Source organism: Streptococcus sp. SM5 (genome assembly GCF_027497975.1).
Genome location: NZ_JAJNSC010000004.1, coordinates 106,140 through 126,092, shown reverse-complemented (window position 1 = coordinate 126,092; position 19,953 = coordinate 106,140). Strand labels below are relative to the sequence as shown.

The following is a 19,953-nucleotide window of genomic DNA, read 5'->3' as shown; positions in this document are numbered from 1 at the left end:
TTGTCTAAGAAAAGATTGTACGAAATCGCAAAAGAACTTGGAAAAGAAAGTAAGGAAGTTGTAGCGCGTGCAAAAGAGTTGGGCTTGGAAGTGAAAAACCATGCTTCAAGCGTAGAGGAAGCACTAGCTGCTAAAATTGTGGCAAGTTTTAAACCTACTCCTAAACAAAAGGAGAAACCTAAAGCTGTGGCGCCCAAACAAGAGGAAGTAAAAGAAGCTACCCAAACAGTAGTCTCAGAGCAAGCTAAGACTGACAAGGTAGTTGCTAGACCTCAGAGTCGTAACTTTAAGGCTGAGCGTGAAGCCCGTGCCAAAGAGCAAGCAGAACGTCGTAAACAACAAAAGGGAAATAAGCGGGATTATCAACAAGGCGGTCCTCGTCAAAAGACAGATGAACGTAAGTCTGGGAAACCTGAACATGGAAATCGTGAAAATCGCCGATTCAATGATCAAGGGAAAAAACAGCAAGGACAAGGCTATCGTGGCAATGAACGTCGTCAACAAGAGGATAATCGACCAAAACAGGCTGGACCTCGTATTGACTTCAAGGCTCGTGCAGCAGCCCTTAAAGCAGAGCAAAATGCAGAGTATGCTCGTTCAAGCGAGGAGCGCTTTAAGCAATCTCAAGCAGCAAAAGAGGCTTTAGCCCAAGCGAACAAACGCAAGGAACCTGAAGAAATCTTTGAAGAAGCTGCCAAAACAGTTGAACAAACTCAGCCAGTTTTAGAGGTAGCACCTGTAGTGAAAGAGTCTGCAGTGGATACACGTCGTAAAAAGCAAGCTCGACCTGATAAAGAACGTGATGATTATGATCACGAAGAAGATGGTCCAAGAAAACAACAAAAGAATCGAAGTAGTCAAAATCAAGTGAGAAATCAAAGAAATAGTAACTGGAACAATAACAAGAAAAATAAAAAAGGCAATAAACAAAATAACCGTAACCAGACTCCAAAACCTGTTACGGAGCGTAAGTTCCATGAATTGCCTACAGAATTTGAATATACAGATGGTATGACCGTTGCGGAGATCGCAAAACGTATCAAACGTGAGCCAGCTGAAATTGTTAAGAAACTCTTCATGATGGGCGTGATGGCGACACAAAACCAGTCTTTAGATGGTGAAACAATCGAACTCCTCATGGTAGATTACGGTATTGAAGCCAAACAAAAAGTTGAAGTGGACAATGCTGATATTGAGCGTTTCTTTGCTGAAGATGGATATCTGAACGAAGACCAACTAGTGGAACGTCCACCAGTTGTTACAATCATGGGACACGTTGACCATGGTAAGACAACACTTTTAGATACTCTACGTAATTCACGTGTTGCGACAGGAGAAGCAGGTGGTATCACTCAGCATATTGGTGCCTATCAGATTGAGGAGAATGGCAAGAAGATCACCTTCCTTGATACACCTGGACACGCGGCCTTTACTTCAATGCGTGCACGTGGTGCTTCTGTAACGGATATTACAATCTTGGTTGTAGCGGCAGATGACGGGGTTATGCCTCAAACTATCGAAGCCATCAACCACTCAAAAGCGGCTAACGTACCAATTATTGTTGCCATTAACAAGATTGATAAACCAGGTGCCAACCCAGAACGTGTTATTGGTGAATTGGCAGAACATGGTGTTATGTCAACAGCTTGGGGTGGAGATTCTGAATTCGTAGAAATTTCAGCTAAGTTTAACCAAAACATTGATGAGTTGTTGGAAACAGTCCTTCTTGTAGCTGAACTCCAAGAACTTAAGGCTGACCCAACAGTTCGTGCTATCGGTACTGTTATCGAGGCTCGTTTGGATAAAGGTAAAGGTGCGGTTGCAACCCTTCTTGTTCAACAAGGTACTTTGAATGTTCAAGACCCGATCGTTGTTGGTAATACTTTCGGACGCGTTCGTGCTATGACCAATGACCTTGGACGTCGTGTTAAGGTTGCAGGACCATCAACACCAGTTTCCATCACTGGTTTGAACGAAGCGCCAATGGCGGGTGATCACTTTGCCGTTTATGAAGATGAAAAATCTGCTCGTGCAGCGGGTGAAGAACGTGCTAAACGTGCTTTATTGAAACAACGTCAGGTAACTCAACGTGTTAGCCTTGAAAACCTATTTGATACTCTCAAAGCTGGGGAACTCAAGTCTGTTAACGTTATTATCAAGGCAGACGTACAAGGTTCTGTTGAAGCTCTCTCTGCATCACTGCAAAAGATTGATGTTGAGGGTGTGAAAGTTACTATCGTTCACTCAGCTGTCGGTGCTATTAATGAGTCTGACGTAACTCTTGCCGAAGCTTCTAATGCTTTTATCATTGGTTTCAACGTACGCCCTACCCCACAAGCCCGTCAACAAGCGGATGCTGATGATGTGGAAATTCGTCTCCATAGCATTATCTATAAGGTTATTGAAGAGATGGAAGAGGCTATGAAAGGAATGCTTGATCCAGAATTTGAAGAAAAAGTTATTGGTGAAGCAATCATCCGTGAAACCTTTAAAGTCTCTAAAGTGGGAACTATCGGTGGATTTATGGTTATCAATGGTAAAGTTACCCGTGACTCTAAAGTTCGTGTTATTCGTGACGGTGTAGTTACTTACGATGGTGAACTAGCTAGCTTGAAACACTATAAAGATGACGTTAAAGAAGTTACAAACGGCCGTGAAGGTGGTTTGATGATTGATGGCTACAATGATCTCAAGACAGATGATGTGATTGAAGCTTATATCATGGAAGAAGTTAAGAGATAATTCTTTGCCCCTTTCTTAGGTGGTGAGGGACGCAAGCAAACCGATGGTTTCATTGCTTATTTTTGAGCCACATGTCTCAAAAATCCCCTGTGCAAGAACTGATTTATCAGTTCTTGCACTTTCACCACGGCGAAAGAAGCGGATGAGTTCAAATTGAACTTCGTTTCAATTTGAGCTGAAAATCAATAAATTTAAAAATAGCTAGGTCTGCTGGCCTAGCTTTTAACTCATTAAAAAGAAAGGAAGAATTATGGCAAATCATTTCCGTACGGACCGTGTGGGCATGGAAATCAAGCGTGAAGTCAATGAGATTTTGCAAAAGAAAGTCCGTGATCCCCGTGTTCAAGGTGTGACCATTACAGATGTTCAGATGTTGGGTGATTTATCAATGGCTAAGGTTTACTACACTATTTTGAGTAATCTTGCCTCAGATAATCAAAAAGCTCAAGTCGGGCTTGAAAAAGCAACTGGAACTATCAAACGTGAACTTGGTCGCAATTTGACCTTATACAAAATTCCAGACTTAACTTTTGTCAAAGACGAATCCATCGAATATGGTAATAAGATTGACGAAATGTTACGCAACCTGGATAAGAAATAAGAAAGAGGGGCAACCCTCTTTTTTGTTACTTTAAACATGATGATAGATTAATTAGTTGCCCTTCTTAAAAGTCGGTTAAAAAAATGTATAAATCTCTAATAGTATGATATGATAAAGCTTAACTTGAATATAAAATGGAGATATAGATGGCTAAACAAGATATAGCTATAAAAGTTTTACAACAAGTTGTAAAGCTTCCTGTCGTGAAAGTAAATAGAGAAAAATTTTTAGTGGAGAAGTTCTCTAAAGAATTAGATAAGAAGGATATTGCCAAATTGTTAGAACAAGGTCCTCCTTCATTATTACCCCAGGAAACCTTAGATAGGGTAGCCAGGTCCTGCATAAAAGATAATGTTTTACGAGCAAGTGGAACATCTGTTCTAGCAGGTTTACCTGGTGGTATTCTAATGGCGCTTACTATTCCAACGGATGTAGCCCAATTTTATGCTTTTTCCTTAAAATTAGCTCAAGAATTGGGATATATTTATGGATTTAATGATCTTTGGGCGTCAAGAAATGACTTAAGTGAAGAAGCTAAAAACACACTATTACTTTATTTAGGGGTCATGCTTGGGGTAAACGGAGCGGGTGCCTTGCTTCGTTCTGGTGGTGTTACAGTCGCTAAACATGTAATGACCACAGTACCTCAGAAAACCGTAGGCAAGGCTGGCTGGTACCCTATTTTAAAAAAGGTTATGAAAATTTTTGGGGTTACTCTTACAAGGAGAGGCTTGGCAAAGGGAATGGGAAAAGCGATTCCTATTCTAGGTGGGGTTATTTCAGGGGGATTAACCTATGCGACTATGAAACCCATGGGCGAAAGATTGCAAAAAGAATTATCCAAATTAGTTAACTATTCTGAAGTGCAATATCAAAATGATATGGCAATTATTCGAAAAGAGGCTGAGGTAATCGAAATTGACTGATATGATGAAACTAGCAAGTCTTGTGTTGCTAGTTTTTTTAATCCCGTTCCTTATGGTATAATAAAAACAGTTAAATGATTAGAAATAGACTCATGGAGGTTCTCATGGACAATATAATCGATGTATCAATTCCAGTTGCGGAAGTGGTGGATAAACATCCAGAAGTTTTAGATATTTTGGTTGAGCTTGGTTTTAAACCTCTTGCAAATCCCTTGATGCGAAATACGGTAGGGCGAAAAGTATCGCTCAAACAGGGATCTAAGTTGGAGGGAACTCCTATGGATAAGATTGTGCGTACGCTTGAAGCAAATGGTTATGAAGTGATTGGATTAGACTAATGGCAGATGAACGTATTCATATCCTGCGGGATATTTTATTAGAATTGCATAATGGAGCTTCTCCAGAGTCCGTTCAGGAACGATTTGATGCTACTTTTACAGGTGTATCTGCTATTGAAATTTCCCTTATGGAGCACGAGTTGATGAACTCTGACTCTGGCGTGACCTTTGAAGATGTCATGGAACTCTGTGATGTGCATGCTAATCTTTTTAAAAATGCTGTTAAGGGCGTAGAAGTTGAAGATACCGAGCATCCTGGTCACCCTGTACGAATCTTTAAGGATGAAAATCTAGCTCTCCGTGCTGCTTTGATTCGGGTCCGTAGATTGCTCTCGACTTATGAATCTGTGGACGACGAGGAAATGCTGGCGGAGATGCGTAAGGGTTTGTTGCGTCAGATGGGGCTTGTTGGGCAATTTGATATTCACTACCAGCGCAAGGAAGAGCTCTTTTTTCCTATCATGGAACGTTATGGACATGATTCACCTCCCAAAGTCATGTGGGGAGTTGATGATCAGATTAGGGAACTCTTTCAAACAGCTTTAGTGGCAGCTAAGTCGCTCCCAGAAGTACCGATTTCCGCCGTAAAGGAAGCTTTTGAAATTTTTGCGACAGAGTTTGAAAGTATGATATTTAAGGAAGAATCAATCCTTCTCATGATTCTGCTCGAATCCTTTACCCAGGATGACTGGATTCAGATTGCCGAGGAAAGTGACGCCTATGGATATGCCATTATCCGTCCGTCTGAGAAATGGATTCCAGAACGTCAAAGTTTTGTTGAGGAAAAAAGTGTAGAAGAACCAATTCAGCCAGAAACTGTAGATGGACAAGTTCAGCAAGTGATTGATACGCCAGAAGGCCAGCTTACCATCACCTTCACACCTAAGGAAAAGGAAACAGTAGTAGACCGCAATAGCCAGCAGGCTTTTGGCAATGGTTATCTCTCAGTTGAACAAGCCAATCTTATTCTTAATCATTTGCCGATGGAGATTACCTTTGTTAATAAGGATGATATCTTCCAGTATTATAACGATAATACGCCAGCTGATGAGATGATTTTCAAGAGGACACCGTCTCAAGTTGGAAGAAATGTCGAACTATGCCACCCACCAAAATATTTGGAGAAAGTCAAAGCGATTATGCAAGGTCTTCGTGATGGGAAAAAAGACAAGTACGAGATGTGGTTCAAGTCAGAATCACGTGGAAAGTTTGTCCATATCACTTACGCAGCTGTCCATGATCAAGCAGGAGAGTTTCAAGGAGTCTTGGAATATGTTCAGGACATCCAACCCTACCGTGAGATTGATACAGACTTTTTCCGTGGATTAGAATAAGGAGAAAAAATGAGTTACGAGCAAGAATTTATGAAGGAATTTGAAGCCTGGGTTAATACCCAAATCATGATTAACGATATGGCACACAAGGAAAGTCAAAAGGTCTATGAAGAAGATCAAGATGAGCGTGCTAAAGATGCCATGATTCGCTACGAGAGTCGCTTGGACGCCTACCAGTTCTTGCTAGGTAAATTTGAAAACTTCAAGGCAGGCAAAGGTTTCCATGATTTACCAGAAGGTTTGTTTGGTGAGAGAAATTATTAAATTGTAGAAAATGGAAAGGGGAGTGGAACTCTCTTTTTCATTGTTCCTTGAGCCTTTTTGTGTTACAATGTTAGCATGAAAACGAAAAATATTATTAAAACAGGTTTAGTCGTGGCAGGACTTGGAGCACTTGCCTTTGGTGCTAAGAAAGTAGCTGATGATCACAAACTCATGAAGACACAGGAAGAGTTAACTGCTATTGTGCGTGACTATTTCTCAGAAATGGGTGAGATTGGGACTCTCTATGTCCAAGTATACGAAAGTAGCCTAGAACGTCTTGTTGGTGGTGTCATTTTTGAAGATGGTCGTCACTATACCTTTGTCTATGAAGATGAAGATCTCATCTACGAGGAGGAAGTTTTATGATTTCTCCTAAAAATATCGAAGAATTAGCAAATCTAGTGGAGCAGGATGGCAAGAAGGTCTTCCTTTTTGTTGCGGATTGGTGTGGCGATTGCCGTTATATCTATCCTGCCTTGCCAGAGATTGAAGAGGCAAATCCAGAGTTCACTTTTATACGGGTAGACCGAGATGAGTACATGGAACTTGCTAAACTTTGGGATGTATACGGGATTCCAAGTCTTGTTGTTTTAGACAAGGACAAGGAGATTGGACGTTTTGTCAATCGTGACCGTAAAACAAAGGGGCAAATCAATGACTTTTTAGCAAGTTTGAAATAGGAGAAAAGAATGATTTTTACATATAATAAAGAACATGTCGGCGATGTCCTTATGGTCATCGTGAAAAACAGTGGAGATGCCAAACTAGATGTTGAGCGTAAAGGTAATGTAGCGCGTGTTTTCCTAAAAGAAACTGGTGAAACTATCGCATGGAACATTTTTGAAGTTTCTAGCATGTTTGAAATCGCTGAGCGCGGTCAAGTCTTTTTAACTGACGACCAAGTAGCACGTTTGAACCAAGAATTGCAAGAAGAAGGATTTGCTGAAGAAATCATCAATGACAAGGAACCCAAATTTGTGGTTGGTGAGATTGTAGAAATGGTTGCGCATCCAGATAGTGACCACCTCAATATCTGCCAAGTTGCTGTTGGGAATGACAAGACAGTACAAATCGTTGCTGGTGCTCCCAATGCGCGTGTCGGTTTGAAAACCATTGTTGCTCTTCCTGGAGCCATGATGCCAAAAGGCAATCTCATTTTCCCAGGGGAACTTCGTGGGGAAAAGAGTTTTGGGATGATGTGTAGTCCTCGTGAACTTGCCTTGCCAAATGCTCCCCAAAAACGTGGTGTCATTGAATTATCAGACGACCAGGTAGTTGGAACACCATTCGATCCGGCTAAACACTGGACAGCTTAATTGCTAACTAGTATCTATTAAACTAGATAGGAGAAAGTAAGATGGCAAAAAATGTAGTGATTACAGGTGCAACATCAGGTATTGGTGAAGCAATCGTGCGTGCCTATCTAGAAAAAGGTGAAAATATTGTTCTCACAGGACGTCGAATAGAAAGACTTGAAGCTCTAAAAGCAGAGTTTGCAGAAGCCTTTCCGAATCAAAATGTTTGGACCTTTCCGCTAGATGTAACCGATATGACAATGGTTAAAACGGTTTGTTCAGATATTCTTGAAGCAGTAGGTTCGATTGATGTTTTAGTTAATAACGCTGGACTTGCTTTAGGCTTAGCTCCTTATCAGGACTATGAAGAGTTGGATATGTTGACCATGTTAGATACCAATGTCAAGGGTTTGATGGCAGTTACACGTTGCCTCTTGCCTTCCATGATAGCAGCTAATCAAGGGCATATCATTAATATGGGTTCAACCGCAGGTATTTACGCCTATGCGGGTGCAGCAGTCTATTCAGCAACCAAGGCTGCAGTCAAAACTTTTTCAGATGGGATTCGGATTGACACCATAGCGACAGATATCAAGGTGACCACTATTCAGCCAGGAATTGTAGAAACTGATTTTTCAAAAGTCCGTTTCCATGGAGATGAGGCACGGGCGGCGACGGTCTATCAGGGAATTGAAGCCTTGCAAGCGCAAGACATCGCAGATACTGTAGTTTATGTGACCAGTCAACCACGTCGAGTACAAATCACAGATATGACCATCATGGCCAATCAACAAGCGACTGGATTTATGATTCATAGAGATTAATATTATTTAAAAAGTTACAAATCTTGTAACTTTTTTTGGATTCTTCCGAATTATTAAGTAGGAGGATGAAAAATGTATAATAAAGTTATCATGATTGGACGTTTAACGTCTACACCAGAATTGCACAAAACCAACAATGACAAGTCAGTGGCTCGTGCGACTATTGCTATTAATCGTCGTTTCAAGGACCAAAATGGGGAACGTGAAGCTGACTTCATCAATATTGTTGTCTGGGGGAAATTAGCTGAAACCTTGGCTAGCTACGCGACTAAAGGCAGTCTCATTTCTGTCGATGGGGAGCTTCGTACCCGTAAGTTCGAGAAGAATGGTCAGACCAACTATGTGACCGAGGTTCTCGCTACAGGCTTCCAACTTTTAGAAAGTCGTGCCCAACGTGCTATGCGTGAAAATAATGCAGGCCAAGACTTAGCAGATCTAGTTTTGGAAGAGGAGGAACTTCCCTTTTAAAATGATAGGAGGCTGGGACAAAAGTCCTAGCCTCTCAATTGTCTTTGGGTTGTCGAGCAAGACGCAGTGGTTGAGTGGGCTCTACTACGCTGATTTCATCAGCTTTTACAGCCCTACTCAACTGTGCGGAGGTGGGACGACGAAATCGAATTCTAACGAATTACCGATTTCTGTCCCACTCTCTTTTTTATGCTATAAATCAGACTTTTTTCTTGACTATTTTTGACCAAGTGATACAATAGAACTATGGTTTAGCACTCATATACAAAGAGTGCTAACAATATGATTATCTTATGGAGGAAAACAGATGTTGAAACCATTAGGAGACCGTGTGGTCTTGAAAATTGAAGAAAAAGAACAAACTGCTGGGGGATTCGTCCTCGCAAAATCAGGCCAAGAAGAAACGAAAACAGCTACTGTAGTGGCTACTGGACAAGGTGTTCGTACCTTGAGCGGTGAGTTAGTCGCTCCAAGTGTAAAAGCTGGAGATCATGTTTTAGTTGAAGCTCATGCAGGTATTGATGTTAAAGATGGGGATGAAAAATACCTCATCGTGGGTGAAGCTAGTATCTTGGCAATCGTTGAAGAATAATAGGAGAAAGTAAGTATGGCAAAAGACATTAAATTTTCATCAGACGCTCGTTCAGCTATGGTTCGTGGCGTTGATATTCTAGCAGATACTGTTAAAGTAACTTTGGGACCTAAAGGTCGTAACGTTGTGCTTGAAAAATCATTTGGTTCTCCATTGATTACCAATGATGGTGTAACAATCGCTAAAGAAATCGAATTGGAAGACCATTTTGAAAATATGGGTGCCAAATTGGTATCAGAAGTAGCTTCTAAGACGAATGATATTGCTGGTGATGGGACAACTACTGCAACAGTATTGACTCAGGCTATCGTTCGTGAAGGAATCAAAAACGTTACTGCTGGCGCAAATCCAATTGGTATTCGTCGTGGGATTGAAACTGCGGTCGCTGCAGCCGTTGAAGCCTTGAAGAACAATGCCATTCCTGTTGCTAACAAAGAAGCGATTGCGCAGGTTGCCGCCGTTTCATCTCGTTCTGAAAAAGTTGGTGAATATATCTCTGAAGCCATGGAAAAAGTTGGTAAAGATGGGGTTATCACCATTGAAGAGTCTCGTGGAATGGAAACCGAGCTTGAAGTGGTTGAGGGAATGCAGTTTGACCGTGGTTACCTCTCACAATACATGGTTACTGATAATGAAAAAATGGTTGCAGACCTTGAAAATCCATACATTTTAATTACTGACAAGAAGATTTCAAATATCCAAGAAATCTTGCCCCTTCTAGAAAGTATTCTTCAAAGCAGTCGTCCGCTCTTGATTATTGCAGACGATGTTGATGGAGAAGCTCTACCAACTCTTGTCTTGAACAAGATTCGTGGGACTTTCAATGTCGTAGCTGTTAAGGCTCCTGGTTTCGGTGACCGTCGTAAAGCGATGTTGGAAGATATTGCAATTTTGACAGGTGGAACTGTTATCACAGAAGACCTTGGTCTTGAGTTGAAAGATGCTACCATCGAAGCTTTAGGTCAAGCAGCTAAAGTATCTGTTGATAAAGATAGCACAGTTATTGTCGAAGGTGCAGGAAATCCTGAAGCCATCGCTAACCGTGTGGCTGTCATCAAATCTCAAATTGAAACAACAACTTCAGAATTCGACCGTGAAAAACTCCAAGAACGCTTGGCTAAATTATCAGGTGGAGTAGCTGTTATCAAGGTTGGTGCAGCAACTGAAACTGAATTGAAAGAAATGAAACTCCGTATTGAAGATGCCCTTAATGCTACTCGCGCAGCCGTTGAAGAAGGTATCGTTGCAGGTGGTGGGACTGCCTTAGTTAATGTCATTCCAGCTGTTGAAGCTTTAGAATTGACAGGTGACGAAGCAACAGGCCGTAGCATTGTACTTCGTGCCTTGGAAGAGCCAGTTCGTCAAATTGCCTACAATGCAGGCTATGAAGGCTCAATTGTTATTGATCGTTTGAAAAATGCAGAGCTTGGAACTGGCTTCAACGCTGCAACAGGTGAATGGGTCAACATGATTGAAGCAGGAATTATCGACCCTGTTAAGGTTAGCCGTTCAGCCCTTCAAAACGCAGCTTCAGTAGCAAGTCTCATCTTGACAACAGAAGCAGTTGTGGCTAATAAACCAGAACCTGTAGCACCAGCTCCAGCTATGGATCCATCAATGATGGGTGGTTACTAGAGAATATAAAAATAACAGGTAGAGATGAAAGATTTTCTACCTGTTTTTTTACATGAAATGCAAAAGAGGAAGTTATGCTTCCTCTTGTTTATTTTATGGTTTGATAACTTCAGCTCCACCCATGTATGGACGAAGAACTTCAGGAATAGTTACAGAGCCATCTTCGTTTTGATAGTTTTCAAGAATAGCAGCAACGGTACGTCCAACAGCAAGTCCAGAACCATTCAAGGTGTGGAGAAGTTTAACCTTACCATCGGCTTCATCACGGTAACGGATTTGGGCACGACGTGCTTGGAAATCTTCTGTATTTGAACAGCTTGAGATTTCACGGTAAGTATTTTGTGCTGGAATCCAAACTTCCAAGTCGTAAGTCTTAGCAGCTGAGAAGCCCATATCTCCAGTAGAAAGTGCAACTACACGGTATGGCAAGTTCAGTTTTTGAAGGATGTTTTCAGCGTTGGCTGTCATCTTTTCAAGTTCTTCGTATGATTCTTCTGGTTTAGCAAATTTTACCATTTCTACCTTGTGGAATTGGTGCAAACGAATCAAACCACGAGTATCACGACCAGCAGAACCAGCTTCAGAACGGAAAGATGGACTCATAGCAGTAAAGTAGATTGGTAGATCTTTACCATCAATGATTTCATCACGGTAGTAGTTGGTCAGTGGTACTTCAGCAGTTGGAATCAAGACAAAGTTGGTATCGCTGAGTTCAAAAGTATCTTCCTTGAATTTTGGATATTGTCCGGTACCAAACATAGAATCATGATTGACTATGTAAGGTGTGATGACTTCTGTATAACCTTCTTTACCGTGTTCATCTAGCATAAAGTTGTAAATAGCACGTTCCAAGCGAGCTCCGAGGCCTTTATAGAATAGGAATCGAGCTCCAGTAACTTTTCCACCACGTTCCCAGTCAAGAATATCAAGATCTTCACCAAGATCCCAGTGAGCTTTTGGTTCGAAGTCAAACTCACGAGGAGTACCCCAACGGCGAACTTCTACGTTATCGTCTTCGTCTGCTCCAATAGGAACACTGTCAGCAGGGATATTTGGAAGAGTAGTAGTGAATTCTGTCAATTTAGCATCGATTTCTGCTAATTCAGCATCTAGCGCTTTGACCTCAGCAGATAGGGTTTGCATAGCAGCAATTTTGTCGTCTGCATTTTCCTTGTTGCGCTTAGCTTGAGCAATTTCAGCAGAAACCGTGTTACGCTCTGCCTTAAGGGTTTCTACTTTGACCAAGATGTCACGACGTTTCGCGTCGATTTCTTTCATCTCATTCAAAATAGCAGCGTCTACACCACGTGTAGCTAGTTTTTCAGCGACAGCTTCAAAATCTGTACGAATTCGTTTAATATCTAACATGAGTCCTCCTTTATATGAAAAAAGCACACCTGACAAAGTGTTGGAGTGGCAGAGCCACGGTTCCATCCAACTTCACAGATGTGCACTTGATTGTGTATTTGATTTAAAACAACGGTAGAATTTCAATTAACTCTTCTATCTGCTCACAGCACCCGCAGACTTTCTGAAAGAAGGGATTAATCTACTTATCCGTTTCTATGATTATACTAAACTTTCTATTTTTTTGCAAATAGATTTTTGATTTTACGACCGATGATTTGGAGTAAGGTTGGAAGTTTTACAACCTTTTCATTTCCGATTTTTTCCCGAGCAATCTTAAGGATGGCTCCAGAGTCTTTTGAAGCAAAGAGGAATTTACCTTTGTCCGTGAGGACTTCAAAGTGTCGACTAATCCTACGACCAGATACGTTGGCTCCTATTTGATTTATACTAGACCAGGGGATTTGGATAAATTGTTCGACATTGACATCAGGATAGAATTCTAAGGCTTTATCCCCGACTAGAAATTTTCCTACCTTACCTGAGAAGGTTAGATAAGAGGTTCCAGTAGTTTGAAGTTCAATGACTTTGTTGAGAGATTGTGCCATGTTTAATCTTCCTTACTTTCACCGAAAAAGGCATGGTATAGAGCCTTGATGGCAGCTTTTTCTTGGTCTTTTTGAACAACGAACATGATAGAAACTTCGCTTGATCCTTGAGACATCATTTGAATGTTGATCTTGTTTTCTGATAGGGCACGAGTAGCTGTAGCAGTTACCCCGATATGACTCTTCATTTTTTCTCCAACAATCATGATAATAGAGAGATCGTGTTCGATCTCAGCATGGTCAACTTCAGCTTTTTGAACGAGTTGACGGAGAATTTCTTCCTCTTTGATTGGTGTGAGTTCACGTTCACGAAGGATGATAGACAGGTCATCGATACCTGTAGGCATGTGTTCCCAACCAATATTAAGATCTTCTAAGATTTGAAGGGCTTTACGACCAAAACCAATCTCACGGTTCATGAGATATTTGGACATATTGATGCTGACAAAACCAGCGTCACTAGCAATACCAACTACTGGGAATTTATCATCGCTATGTTTGAGAACGATACGTGTTCCTGGATGGTCAGGATTATTGGTATTTTTGATAACAAGAGGGATTTTTCCGCGGTAGGCTGGTAGGAGTGCTTCGTCATGAAGGACAGAGAAACCTGCATAAGCTAACTCACGCATTTCACGGTAAGTCAATTCAGGGATTGAGTGTGGTTTATGAATGATACCAGGGTGGGCAGCAAAAATACCGTCAACATCAGTAAAGTTCTCATAAAGGTCAGCTTTAACTCCAGCTGCGATAATTGAACCAGTGATATCAGATCCACCACGTGAGAAGGTACAGATTTGATTCTCTTTAGTCACACCAAAGAAACCTGGAATTACAAGAACTTCTGAACTATTATTGAGTTCTTCAATTTTGTCATAGCTTGAAGGGATGATACGAGCATTTCCAGGCTCACTAGTAACTACAATTCCAGCTTCTCTTGGATGAACATAACGTGCTTCAATTCCGTTTTGATTGAAATAAGCAGCAATTAGCTTAGCATTATTATTTTCCCCTGCAGCCAAGAAGGTATCATAAAGAAACTCATTGTCCTCAATCGGAAGGGTTGCAAGAGCGCGGATACTTTTTGAGATTTTCTCTAGTACTGTTGGTTTGAGTTTTAATTCACTGACCATGGCAGCATAGCGTTCGATAATCCAGTTTTGACTTTTACTAATATCATTCCCAGCAACATAGTCACGGTAGTATTTAATTAAGGCATCTGTTACCTTTGTATCTTCAGCATCTCGTTTTCCTGGAGCAGAAACAACTACAAAACGTCGTTCAGGATCGCTCTTTACAATATTTAAAACTTTTTCTAACTGACTAGCAGAGGCAAGTGAACTTCCCCCAAATTTTACAACCTTCATAAGTACTCCTAAAGTAAGTATTTTATACGATTATAGCAGAAAGAGAACCTTTTTTCAATCGAGGATGTGGAAGGCAATCTCAATCTAAGATATTGTTGAGCGTTTATGAGTTGTCTATTAGGATTCAATAGATTAAATACAAAACAGCGAAAATCGGCTGATACACTTTTAATCATTTTTTCCTTGTGCAAAAATTTATAAAAAGATATAATTTGAAAATAAAATAATTTAAAAATCTTTGTAAATGAAAAGGAGTGGATATGAATCATATTATTTATCAAGTTCAAGATGATCTAGCAATCATTACTTTAAATCGTCCAGAAGTGGCAAATGGTTTCCATATCCCAATGTGTGAAGAAATCTTAGAAGCTTTGAACCTAGCTGAAAAGGATGGAGCAGTTTCTTACATATTGATCAATGCCTTAGGAAAAGTATTTTCTGTCGGAGGCGATTTGGTAGAAATGAAACGTGCTGTCGATGAGGATGATATCGGATCTTTAGGAAAAATTGCTGAGCTTGTTAATACTATTTCTTTTAAAATAAAGCAAATTCCTAAACCTATCATTATGGAAGTTGACGGAGCTGTAGCAGGTGCCGCGGCCAATATGGCCTTGGCTGTTGATTTCTGTATTGCAACTGATAAAGCAAAATTTATTCAAGCCTTTGTTGGTGTTGGATTAGCGCCGGATGCTGGTGGTTTGTTTTTGCTAACAAGAGCACTTGGAGTTACTCGAGCAACACAACTAGCTATGACAGGAGAAGCTTTTACAGCTGAGAAAGCCTTTGAAGCAGGAGCCGTTTATCGTGTTTGTACAAATGATCAGTTAGAAAAAACAAGAAATCAATTGTTGAAGAAGTTGAAACGTGGATCATCCAACTCTTATGCGGCAATTAAAAAGCTAGTCTGGGAAAGTGAATTTAAACAGTGGCAAGATTATGCTAACTTGGAGTTGGAGTTACAAAAATCGTTGGCCTACACCGAAGACTTTAAAGAAGGAGTTCTGGCTTATTCGGAAAGACGACGTCCTAAGTTTTTAGGAAAATAAAAAACTTGCATAATCCTTTAAAGTTTGATATACTTTCCTTATCAAATGTTTTGATTATAAAAGCTTTTTTGTGAAGGAGGGGTGAGAATTGGATTATAGACTAATCAATGAATACTTAACATCTATATTTAATAATGTACTAGTCATTGAGGAAGTGAGCTTGAGAGGGAGTCGTTTTAAAGATATCTCTATCAAAGAAATGCATACGATTGATGTGATTGGCAATTTTTCTGATGTAACGCCAAGTTTTGTTTCTAAAGAATTAATGGTAACTCTTGGAACAGTAACAACTTGTTTGAATAACTTGGAGCGAAAAGGCTATATTGAAAGAATCCGATCAGACCAAGATCGTCGGGTTGTATATTTACATTTGACAAAGAAAGGTCGTTTGGTCCATCGTCTTCATAAACGTTTCCACAAAGCAATGGTGGAAAAAATTATCGATGGCATGAGTCCAGAAGAAATAGATGTTATGGGCAAAGGCTTGATTAATCTTTATCAATTTTTGGAGGATTTGAAATAATGGCTTTTGCAAAAATAAGCCAAGTAGCTCATTATGTTCCAGAGCAGGTAATCGTAAATGATGATTTGGCTCAGGTTATGGATACAAGTGATGAGTGGATTTCCAGTCGGACAGGTATAAAACAAAGGCATATTTCTAAAACAGAATCCACTAGTGATTTATCTGCAGAAGTTGCTAGACGTTTACTTAGCCAAGCTGGGCTTTTGGCAGAGCAACTTGATTTTATTATTGTTGCTACTGTAACACCGGATTCAATGGTACCTTCGACGGCTGCTCTAGTTCAAGCAAAAATTGGAGCTACAAAAGCTTTTGTTTTCGACTTGACAGCAGCTTGTAGTGGATTTATCTTTGCGTTATCAACTGGAGAGAAATTGATATCTTCTGGTCGTTATCAAAAAGGTATTGTTATTGGTGCTGAAACTTTATCGAAATCAGTGGATTGGTCTGACCGGTCGACAGCTGTTCTCTTTGGAGATGGGGCTGGTGGTGTTTTGTTAGAATCAGCTAAAACGAATCATTTTCTAGCGGAGAGTTTACATAGCGATGGTGCTAGAGGTGAGTGTTTGACTTACGGTGAAACACCTTTGACATCACCCTTTTCCGTTCAAAAAGAAGCAAGTGCTTTCTTAAAAATGGATGGTAGGGCAGTATTCGACTTTGCTATTCGAGATGTTTCCAAATCAATAAAAGAGACAATTGATTTGAGTCCTGTGTCGACAGATGACTTGGACTATCTCTTACTCCATCAGGCCAATGATCGTATCTTAGATAAAATGGCTAGAAAGATTGGGGTTAATCGTGATAAATTGCCTGCTAATATGACAAAGTATGGAAATACCAGTGCGGCAAGTATCCCGATTTTACTTTCTGAGTGTGTTGAAGAAGGCTTAATCCTTTTGGATGGAAGTCAAACGATTCTCATGGCAGGCTTCGGTGGAGGTTTGACATGGGGCACGCTCATTGTTACACTTTAGGTAATCATGTGGTGAACACATTTTTATAAAAAATATATATATTTAAAAGGAGTCTATCATGGCAGTATTTGAAAAAGTACAAGAAATTATCGTTGAGGAACTTGGGAAAGACGCATCAGAAGTAACACTTGAGTCTACTTTCGAAGATTTGGATGCAGATTCATTGGATTTGTTCCAAGTTATCTCAGAAATCGAGGATGCTTTTGACATCCAAATTGAAGCAGAAGATAGCTTAAAAACTGTAGGTGACTTGGTTGCTTACGTTGAAGAAAAAACAAAATAATTAACATAAACTAGGAAGGAGTTGGGGAGACCCACTCCCTCTTGTTTAGCTAATAGTTTGAAGCTCAAAATATAGCATCTTCAAACTATTAGCTGAGCAATAAAATTGGAGGCAAAATGAAAACACGTATCACTGAACTATTGAATATTAAATATCCTATTTTTCAAGGTGGAATGGCTTGGGTTGCTGATGGTGACTTGGCTGGAGCTGTATCCAAGGCTGGTGGACTAGGAATTATAGGTGGTGGAAATGCACCTAAAGAAGTAGTAAAGGTAAATATCGACAAAATTAAATCATTGACAGACAAACCCTTCGGTGTCAATATTATGCTCTTGTCTCCATTTGTTGAAGACATTGTCGACCTTGTGATTGAAGAAGGTGTTAAGGTTGTAACCACAGGTGCAGGGAACCCAAGCAAATATATGGAACGTTTCCATAATGCAGGGATTACAGTTATACCTGTTGTTCCAAGTGTGGCACTGGCCAAACGTATGGAAAAAATTGGTGCGGATGCGGTTATTGCAGAAGGGATGGAAGCTGGAGGTCATATTGGTAAATTAACAACCATGACCTTGGTCCGTCAGGTTGCTGCAGCTGTTTCTATTCCAGTGATTGCTGCTGGTGGAATTGCTGATGGTGAGGGTGTTGCTGCTGGTTTTATGTTAGGTGCGGAAGCTGTGCAAGTCGGAACCCGTTTTGTAGTAGCTAAGGAATCGAATGCTCACCCTAATTATAAGGCTAAAATTTTAAAAGCTCGTGATATTGACACTACTGTTTCAGCACAGCACTTCGGACACGCAGTCCGTGCTATCAAAAATCAATTAACTCGTGATTTTGAACAGGCTGAAAAGAATGCTTTTAAACAGGAAAATCCTGATTTGGAAGTGTTTGAACAGATGGGTGCTGGAGCGCTAGCTAAGGCTGTCGTTCATGGAGATGTAGATAGTGGTTCAGTAATGGCGGGACAAATTGCAGGTCTCGTATCTAAGGAAGAAACTGTCGAAGAAATTCTTAAAGATCTCTATTATGGTGCAGCCAAAAAAATTCAAGAAGAAGCCTCTCGTTGGATAGGAGTTACAAGAAATGACTAAAACAGCCTTTTTATTTGCAGGCCAAGGAGCTCAATATCTTGGTATGGGCAAAGAACTTTATGATCTCTACCCTATTGTAAAGGAAACTATTGACAAGGCAAGTCAAGTTTTGGGCTATGACCTTCGTCAGCTTATTGACCAAGAAGAAGACAAGTTAAATCAAACCCGCTACACTCAACCTGCTATTTTAGCTACATCAGTTGCTATCTATCGTTTGCTAGTCAAAAAAGGCTTGAAGCCTGATATGGTAGCTGGATTATCTTTGGGTGAGTATTCTGCTCTTGTAGCGAGTGGGGCCTTAGACTATGAGGCTGCAGTTGCCCTGGTTGCTAAACGTGGTTCTTTTATGGAAGAGGCAGCACCTACAGGTTCTGGAAAGATGGTTGCAGTTTTAAATACTCCAGTTGAAGTCATTGAACAAGTCTGTCAAAAGGCTTCAGAAATCGGAATTGTGACTCCTGCTAACTACAATACTCCAAATCAAATCGTTATTGGAGGTGAGATAGCTGCGGTAGATCGTGCAGTTGAACTCTTGCAAGAAGCTGGAGCTAAACGTTTGATTCCACTTAATGTGTCTGGTCCTTTTCATACTGCTTTGCTAGAACCTGCTAGTCAGAAATTAGCCGAGGTATTGACTGATGTTCAGTTTAGCGAGTTTAATTGTCCTTTAGTTGGTAATACAGAAGCTAAGATTATGGAAAAAGATAGAATAGCTGAACTTTTAACTCGTCAGGTTAAGGAACCGGTACGTTTTTATGAGAGTATTGCTCTTATGAAAGAAGCTGGAGTGACCCGATTTATCGAAGTTGGGCCAGGCAAAGTCTTATCAGGTTTTGTTAAAAAAATTGATAGAGCAGCTGATCTAGCTAATGTGGAAGATCAAGCAAGTTTAGAAACACTTATTAATAACTAACTGAGATAGTTGAGGTTCTGAAAGGAGAAACATGAAACTAGAAAATAAAAATGTCTTTATTACAGGCTCAAGCCGTGGAATCGGTCTTGCAATAGCTCATAAGTTTGCTAGCCTGGGTGCCAATGTAGTCTTGAATAGCCGTGGTCAAATCTCCGAGGAGCTCTTAGCTAGTTTTAAATCATACGGTGTTAAGGTCCTTGCTATCTCTGGAGATGTATCAGACTATACCGATGCCAAGAGAATGGTTGACCAAGCGATTGGAGAACTCGGATCTGTCGATGTTTTGGTCAATAATGCAGGAATCACCCAAGATACAATCATGCTAAAGATGACAGAAGAGGACTTTGAACGAGTGTTAAAAGTTAACCTGACGGGAGCCTTCAATATGACCCAATCTGTTTTGAAACAGATGATTAAGGCTCGAGAAGGTGCCATCATCAACATGTCCAGTGTTGTTGGTCTAATGGGGAATATTGGTCAAGCAAACTATGCGGCTTCTAAGGCTGGCTTAATTGGATTTACCAAGTCTGTAGCGCGTGAAGTTGCTGGACGTAATGTTCGGGTAAACGCCATTGCACCAGGTATGATTGAGTCAGATATGACAGCTGTTTTAAGCGATAAGGTCAAGGATGCAATGTTGGCACAAATTCCAATGAAACAGTTTGGTCAAGCAGAACAAGTTGCAGATGTGGCAGTCTTTCTTGCAAGTCAAGATTATCTAACAGGACAAGTCATTGCTATTGATGGTGGACTAACCATGCAATAATCGTTAAAGTAGAGGT

Annotated in this window: 23 protein-coding genes; 20 read left to right on the top strand and 3 right to left on the bottom strand. The window is 40.5% G+C overall.

Features of this window, described 5'->3' with window-relative positions; genetic code table 11:
- The 13 genes from infB (at position 1) to groL (ending at position 11,019) form a co-directional block, all read left to right on the top strand.
- Positions 1–2,742 carry a translation initiation factor IF-2 gene (infB, locus tag PAN07_RS04470; protein ID WP_269797242.1) on the top strand — a complete coding sequence of 914 codons (2,742 nt, stop codon included), beginning with the start codon at positions 1–3 and terminating at the stop codon, positions 2,740–2,742.
- A 250-nt stretch (positions 2,743–2,992) separates the two neighbouring features.
- Positions 2,993–3,343, top strand: coding sequence for a 30S ribosome-binding factor RbfA (gene rbfA, locus PAN07_RS04465; protein WP_269797241.1), 351 nt, complete (start codon positions 2,993–2,995; stop codon positions 3,341–3,343).
- A 146-nt stretch (positions 3,344–3,489) separates the two neighbouring features.
- Positions 3,490–4,269, top strand: a complete 780-nt coding sequence (locus PAN07_RS04460) for a hypothetical protein (protein WP_269797240.1) — start codon at positions 3,490–3,492, stop codon at positions 4,267–4,269.
- A gap of 104 nt (positions 4,270–4,373) precedes the next feature.
- Positions 4,374–4,607 carry a DUF1858 domain-containing protein gene (locus PAN07_RS04455; protein WP_000368732.1) on the top strand — a complete coding sequence of 78 codons (234 nt, stop codon included), beginning with the start codon at positions 4,374–4,376 and terminating at the stop codon, positions 4,605–4,607.
- A complete protein-coding gene (locus PAN07_RS04450; protein ID WP_269797239.1) occupies positions 4,607–5,941 on the top strand; it encodes a DUF438 domain-containing protein in 1,335 nt (444 codons plus the stop codon). The genes PAN07_RS04455 and PAN07_RS04450 overlap by 1 nt, the downstream gene beginning before the upstream one ends.
- Positions 5,942–5,950: 9 nt before the next feature.
- A complete protein-coding gene (locus PAN07_RS04445) occupies positions 5,951–6,205 on the top strand; it encodes a DUF1912 family protein (protein WP_000119707.1) in 255 nt (84 codons plus the stop codon).
- 75 nt (positions 6,206–6,280) lie between these two features.
- Complete coding sequence (locus PAN07_RS04440; protein ID WP_024053819.1) at positions 6,281–6,571, top strand: DUF4651 domain-containing protein; 291 nt, start codon at positions 6,281–6,283, stop codon at positions 6,569–6,571.
- Entirely contained in the window at positions 6,568–6,885 is a 318-nt protein-coding gene (locus PAN07_RS04435) for a thioredoxin family protein (protein ID WP_006144978.1), read from the top strand. Before PAN07_RS04440 ends, PAN07_RS04435 begins: the two co-directional genes overlap by 4 nt.
- A gap of 9 nt (positions 6,886–6,894) precedes the next feature.
- Positions 6,895–7,521: a YtpR family tRNA-binding protein gene (gene ytpR / locus PAN07_RS04430; RefSeq protein WP_269797238.1), complete on the top strand. Its 627-nt coding sequence runs from the start codon at positions 6,895–6,897 to the stop codon at positions 7,519–7,521.
- 41 nt (positions 7,522–7,562) lie between these two features.
- The gene (locus tag PAN07_RS04425; RefSeq protein ID WP_269797237.1) at positions 7,563–8,324 is read left to right on the top strand and encodes an SDR family NAD(P)-dependent oxidoreductase; all 762 of its coding nucleotides are present in this window, start codon (positions 7,563–7,565) and stop codon (positions 8,322–8,324) included.
- A 72-nt stretch (positions 8,325–8,396) separates the two neighbouring features.
- Entirely contained in the window at positions 8,397–8,792 is a 396-nt protein-coding gene (locus PAN07_RS04420; protein WP_006144984.1) for a single-stranded DNA-binding protein, read from the top strand.
- A 307-nt stretch (positions 8,793–9,099) separates the two neighbouring features.
- Positions 9,100–9,384, top strand: a complete 285-nt coding sequence (gene groES / locus PAN07_RS04415) for a co-chaperone GroES (protein ID WP_269797236.1) — start codon at positions 9,100–9,102, stop codon at positions 9,382–9,384.
- Positions 9,385–9,399: 15 nt separating this feature from the next.
- Positions 9,400–11,019 (top strand): chaperonin GroEL, encoded by a 1,620-nt coding sequence (gene groL, locus PAN07_RS04410; RefSeq protein ID WP_269797235.1) that lies wholly within the window; start codon positions 9,400–9,402, stop codon positions 11,017–11,019.
- Between the two features lie 93 nt (positions 11,020–11,112).
- Here the strand turns inward: groL and serS are convergent, their stop codons facing one another.
- From serS to PAN07_RS04395, 3 genes are all read right to left on the bottom strand, one after another.
- A complete protein-coding gene (serS, locus tag PAN07_RS04405) occupies positions 11,113–12,387 on the bottom strand; it encodes a serine--tRNA ligase (protein ID WP_269797234.1) in 1,275 nt (424 codons plus the stop codon).
- A gap of 215 nt (positions 12,388–12,602) precedes the next feature.
- Entirely contained in the window at positions 12,603–12,974 is a 372-nt protein-coding gene (locus PAN07_RS04400) for a DUF956 family protein (protein ID WP_269797233.1), read from the bottom strand.
- A gap of 2 nt (positions 12,975–12,976) precedes the next feature.
- Entirely contained in the window at positions 12,977–14,341 is a 1,365-nt protein-coding gene (locus tag PAN07_RS04395; protein ID WP_269797232.1) for an aspartate kinase, read from the bottom strand.
- Between the two features lie 260 nt (positions 14,342–14,601).
- Here PAN07_RS04395 and PAN07_RS04390 point away from each other — a divergent pair, with 260 nt between their 5' ends.
- From PAN07_RS04390 to fabG, 7 genes are all read left to right on the top strand, one after another.
- Positions 14,602–15,387: an enoyl-CoA hydratase gene (locus PAN07_RS04390; RefSeq protein ID WP_269797231.1), complete on the top strand. Its 786-nt coding sequence runs from the start codon at positions 14,602–14,604 to the stop codon at positions 15,385–15,387.
- 88 nt (positions 15,388–15,475) lie between these two features.
- Positions 15,476–15,910, top strand: coding sequence for a MarR family transcriptional regulator (locus PAN07_RS04385; protein ID WP_269797230.1), 435 nt, complete (start codon positions 15,476–15,478; stop codon positions 15,908–15,910).
- Positions 15,910–16,884 carry a beta-ketoacyl-ACP synthase III gene (locus PAN07_RS04380; RefSeq protein WP_269797229.1) on the top strand — a complete coding sequence of 325 codons (975 nt, stop codon included), beginning with the start codon at positions 15,910–15,912 and terminating at the stop codon, positions 16,882–16,884. The genes PAN07_RS04385 and PAN07_RS04380 overlap by 1 nt, the downstream gene beginning before the upstream one ends.
- 58 nt (positions 16,885–16,942) lie before the next feature.
- Entirely contained in the window at positions 16,943–17,167 is a 225-nt protein-coding gene (locus PAN07_RS04375; RefSeq protein ID WP_075566388.1) for an acyl carrier protein, read from the top strand.
- A gap of 116 nt (positions 17,168–17,283) precedes the next feature.
- On the top strand, positions 17,284–18,258 hold the full coding sequence (fabK, locus tag PAN07_RS04370; RefSeq protein WP_269797228.1) for an enoyl-[acyl-carrier-protein] reductase FabK: 975 nt from the start codon (positions 17,284–17,286) through the stop codon (positions 18,256–18,258).
- Positions 18,251–19,171, top strand: coding sequence for an ACP S-malonyltransferase (fabD, locus tag PAN07_RS04365; protein WP_269797227.1), 921 nt, complete (start codon positions 18,251–18,253; stop codon positions 19,169–19,171). The genes fabK and fabD overlap by 8 nt, the downstream gene beginning before the upstream one ends.
- 31 nt (positions 19,172–19,202) lie before the next feature.
- The gene (fabG, locus tag PAN07_RS04360) at positions 19,203–19,937 is read left to right on the top strand and encodes a 3-oxoacyl-[acyl-carrier-protein] reductase (protein ID WP_269797226.1); all 735 of its coding nucleotides are present in this window, start codon (positions 19,203–19,205) and stop codon (positions 19,935–19,937) included.
- Positions 19,938–19,953 lie beyond the last annotated feature (16 nt).

Coding starts and splice junctions, on each gene's coding strand:
- PAN07_RS04460 (WP_269797240.1), top strand. CDS start 3,490: ATGGCTAAACAAGATATAGCTATAAAAGTTTTACAACAAGTTGTAAAG.
- fabG (WP_269797226.1), top strand. CDS start 19,203: ATGAAACTAGAAAATAAAAATGTCTTTATTACAGGCTCAAGCCGTGGA.
- PAN07_RS04425 (WP_269797237.1), top strand. CDS start 7,563: ATGGCAAAAAATGTAGTGATTACAGGTGCAACATCAGGTATTGGTGAA.
- groES (WP_269797236.1), top strand. CDS start 9,100: ATGTTGAAACCATTAGGAGACCGTGTGGTCTTGAAAATTGAAGAAAAA.
- PAN07_RS04400 (WP_269797233.1), bottom strand. CDS start 12,974: ATGGCACAATCTCTCAACAAAGTCATTGAACTTCAAACTACTGGAACC.
- PAN07_RS04440 (WP_024053819.1), top strand. CDS start 6,281: ATGAAAACGAAAAATATTATTAAAACAGGTTTAGTCGTGGCAGGACTT.
- PAN07_RS04450 (WP_269797239.1), top strand. CDS start 4,607: ATGGCAGATGAACGTATTCATATCCTGCGGGATATTTTATTAGAATTG.
- PAN07_RS04420 (WP_006144984.1), top strand. CDS start 8,397: ATGTATAATAAAGTTATCATGATTGGACGTTTAACGTCTACACCAGAA.
- PAN07_RS04455 (WP_000368732.1), top strand. CDS start 4,374: ATGGACAATATAATCGATGTATCAATTCCAGTTGCGGAAGTGGTGGAT.
- PAN07_RS04395 (WP_269797232.1), bottom strand. CDS start 14,341: ATGAAGGTTGTAAAATTTGGGGGAAGTTCACTTGCCTCTGCTAGTCAG.
- PAN07_RS04435 (WP_006144978.1), top strand. CDS start 6,568: ATGATTTCTCCTAAAAATATCGAAGAATTAGCAAATCTAGTGGAGCAG.
- rbfA (WP_269797241.1), top strand. CDS start 2,993: ATGGCAAATCATTTCCGTACGGACCGTGTGGGCATGGAAATCAAGCGT.
- PAN07_RS04390 (WP_269797231.1), top strand. CDS start 14,602: ATGAATCATATTATTTATCAAGTTCAAGATGATCTAGCAATCATTACT.
- PAN07_RS04445 (WP_000119707.1), top strand. CDS start 5,951: ATGAGTTACGAGCAAGAATTTATGAAGGAATTTGAAGCCTGGGTTAAT.
- groL (WP_269797235.1), top strand. CDS start 9,400: ATGGCAAAAGACATTAAATTTTCATCAGACGCTCGTTCAGCTATGGTT.
- PAN07_RS04375 (WP_075566388.1), top strand. CDS start 16,943: ATGGCAGTATTTGAAAAAGTACAAGAAATTATCGTTGAGGAACTTGGG.
- fabD (WP_269797227.1), top strand. CDS start 18,251: ATGACTAAAACAGCCTTTTTATTTGCAGGCCAAGGAGCTCAATATCTT.
- fabK (WP_269797228.1), top strand. CDS start 17,284: ATGAAAACACGTATCACTGAACTATTGAATATTAAATATCCTATTTTT.
- PAN07_RS04380 (WP_269797229.1), top strand. CDS start 15,910: ATGGCTTTTGCAAAAATAAGCCAAGTAGCTCATTATGTTCCAGAGCAG.
- ytpR (WP_269797238.1), top strand. CDS start 6,895: ATGATTTTTACATATAATAAAGAACATGTCGGCGATGTCCTTATGGTC.
- serS (WP_269797234.1), bottom strand. CDS start 12,387: ATGTTAGATATTAAACGAATTCGTACAGATTTTGAAGCTGTCGCTGAA.